1 rRNA gene is annotated in these 2,760 nt (G+C 54.8%); it reads right to left on the reverse strand.

Going from position 1 to position 2,760, the window contains the following annotated elements:
- Positions 1–326: 326 nt before the first annotated feature.
- Positions 327–2,760 (reverse strand): 23S ribosomal RNA (locus JL39_RS21145); the annotation flags it as partial.

A 2,760-nucleotide genomic window follows, 5' to 3' on the forward strand; every position in this document is an offset into this window, starting at 1 on the left:
CGGCCGTGTTCGGAATGGGAACGGGTGCAGCCACCCCGCCATGACCACCAGGTCGGCTAAGGGCAATGCTCCGGCCGTTGAGGCCGGAGATTGTTGAGAAGCTGGTTCACTCCGACAGTGATTGGTGAACTGTCGGTAGTGATTGGTTTTTATGAACACGTCGATTGGGACGGATTTCGTACTGCGGTGCGTATGGCACCCATACAGGACGCTAGTCCGTCGCCGGTCGTCCGGCGCCCCCGCGGAGCGCAGCCCGAAGGGCGTACGCGCGTGAGCGCTGAACAAAAGCATCATCGAGCTCCGCTTGATGAGCATGGTCAATGAGAACGATCAAGCCGATCGGGCGATTAGTAAGGCTAAGCTTCATGCATTGCTGCACGTCCACACGCCTCCTATCAACGTGGTCGTCTTCCACGGCCCTGATAGGGAATACTCGTTTTCAGGGGGGTTTCCCGCTTAGATGCCTTCAGCGGTTATCCCGTCCATATATAGCTACCCTGCTATGCCCTTGGCAGGACAACAGGTCCACCAGAGATATGTCCATCCCGGTCCTCTCGTACTAGGGACAGATCCTGTCAATATTCCTACACCCACGGCAGATAGGGACCGAACTGTCTCACGACGTTCTGAACCCAGCTCACGTACCGCTTTAATTGGCGAACAGCCAAACCCTTGGGACCTGCTCCAGCCCCAGGATGCGATGAGCCGACATCGAGGTGCCAAACAACCCCGTCGATATGGACTCTTGGGGGTCATCAGCCTGTTATCCCCGGCGTACCTTTTATCCGTTGAGCGATGGCCCTTCCACGCGGGACCACCGGATCACTATGACCGACTTTCGTCTCTGCTCGACTTGTCAGTCTCGCAGTCAGGCGGGCTTATGCCATTGCACTCGACGAGCGATTTCCGACCGCTCTGAGCCCACCATCGCGCGCCTCCGTTACTCTTTCGGAGGCGACCGCCCCAGTCAAACTACCCACCATACACTGTCCCGGACCCGGATGACGGGCCGCGGTTAGACATCCATGACGATAAGGGTGGTATTTCAAGGATGGCTCCACGAAGACTGGCGTCCCCGCTTCAAAGCCTACCACCTATCCTACACATGCCGACACGAATGCCAGTGTAAAGCTATAGTAAAGGTGCACGGGGTCTTTCCGTCTAACCGCAGGAACCCCGCATCTTCACGGGGAATTCAATTTCACTGAGTCGATGTTGGAGACAGCGGGGAAGTCGTTACGCCATTCGTGCAGGTCGGAACTTACCCGACAAGGAATTTCGCTACCTTAGGACCGTTATAGTTACGGCCGCCGTTTACTGGGGCTTCGATTCAGAGCTTGCACCCCTCCTCTTAACCTTCCAGCACCGGGCAGGCGTCAGACCCTATACGTCGTCTTTCGACTTCGCAGAGCCCTGTGTTTTTGATAAACAGTCGCTACCCCCTGGTCTGTGCCACCCCAAAATGGTTGCCCAATCTGGGGTCACGCTTCTTCCGAAGTTACGCGTGCAATTTGCCGAGTTCCTTCAACATCGTTCTCTCAAGCGCCTTGGTATGCTCTACCTGACCACCTGTGTCGGTTTCGGGTACGGTCTATAAGGTGGAGCTGTTTCCTGGAACCGCCCCGCTGCCCACCCAATCCAATAAGAGTGAACAACTTTCGCGATCCGTCACTACCACCAGGCCCACGAATATTAACGTGGTTCCCATCGACTACGCATGTCTGCCTCGTCTTAGGGGCCGGCTAACCCTGCTCAGATTAACTTTAAGCAGGAACCCTTGGTCTTTCGGCGAGAGGGTCTCTCACCCTCTTTATCGTTACTCATGTCAACATTCGCACTTCCGATATCTCCAGCAGCCCTCACGGGTCCGCCTTCACAGACTTACGGAACGCTCCGCTACCCCTATGTCTTCGTTAGAAGATCATAAGCCTCAGCTTCGGTGCATGGCTTTAGCCCCGTTACATTTTCGGCGCAAAGACCCTTGATTAGACCAGTGAGCTGTTACGCTTTCTTTAAATGATGGCTGCTTCTAAGCCAACATCCTGGTTGTTTTGGGATCCTCACATCCTTTCCCACTTAGCCATGACTTGGGGACCTTAGCTGGAGGTCAGGGTTGTTGCCCTCTTCACGACGGACGTTAGCACCCGCCGTGTGTCTGCCGAGTAGTACTCTCAGGTATTCGCAGTTTGGTTAGGATCAGTAAGACGGTGAGTCCCCATAGCCCATCCAGTGCTCTACCCCCTGAGGTATTCGCTCGACGCTCTACCTAAATAGATTTCGCGGAGAACCAGCTATCTCCGAGTTTGATTGGCCTTTCACCCCTAGCCACAAGTCATCCCAATCTATTGCAACAGATGCGGGTTCGGCCCTCCAGTTGGTGTTACCCAACCTTCAGCCTGCTCATGGCTAGATCACTCGGTTTCGGGTCTAATGCAACTAACTCAATCGCCCTATTCAGACTCGCTTTCGCTGCGCCTACACCTACCGGCTTAAGCTTGCTAGTTACACTAAGTCGTTGACCCATTATACAAAAGGTACGCCGTCAGCCTTGCGGCCTCCGACTGCTTGTAGGCATCCGGTTTCAGGTTCTATTTCACTCCCCTTGTCGGGGTGCTTTTCACCTTTCCCTCACGGTACTTGTTCGCTATCGGTCATGCACGAGTACTTAGGCTTGGAGAGTGGTCTCCCCATGTTCAGACAGGATTTCTCGTGTCCCGCCCTACTCTAGGACAATCAGTGTTCTACGCCTACGGGGCTGTC

It is taken from the genome of Rhizobium sp. YS-1r, assembly GCF_000757525.1.
Lineage (GTDB): Bacteria > Pseudomonadota > Alphaproteobacteria > Rhizobiales > Rhizobiaceae > Neorhizobium > Neorhizobium petrolearium.